This is a genomic window from Psychrobacter sp. TB20-MNA-CIBAN-0197 (genome assembly GCF_040309765.1).
Taxonomy (GTDB): Bacteria; Pseudomonadota; Gammaproteobacteria; order Pseudomonadales; family Moraxellaceae; genus Psychrobacter; species Psychrobacter submarinus.
Window position 1 is genome coordinate 1 of record NZ_JBEOPC010000165.1, and the last position, 381, is coordinate 381.

1 protein-coding gene is annotated in these 381 nt (G+C 35.4%); it reads left to right on the top strand.

Features of this window, described 5'->3' with window-relative positions; genetic code table 11:
• A partial coding sequence (locus AAEY83_RS13135) for a hypothetical protein (RefSeq protein ID WP_351059402.1) occupies nt 1-381 on the top strand: 381 nt, incomplete at both ends.

The following is a 381-nucleotide window of genomic DNA, read 5'->3' on the forward strand; positions in this document are numbered from 1 at the left end:
GTGAATACCCTTTGACCTTTAAACAACTCTTCAACAGCGCCATATTACTCTTAGTAACAGCACCTCCGCTGGTTTTACTTGCATGGGATGAACAAGCCGACCCCGCTTTTATCCCCAACAGTATATATAACACCTTAACATTTACGTTATTTCCAATAACGGCGATAGTGTTGTCGGTTGTTTTATTAAGGCACCTATATAAAAAATACAATAATAACTTTGAATTTAAACATACAGTTAAAAATTATATTACTGAGCATGGGAAGTTCCGCAGCGCATTTATACCACTGTTTTTGCCTATTTTAATTTACTTATGGTTATGGACGTCAGTTTGTATTTCTGTGAAATTATGGGCCAATAAACACAGCAATAATATATGGC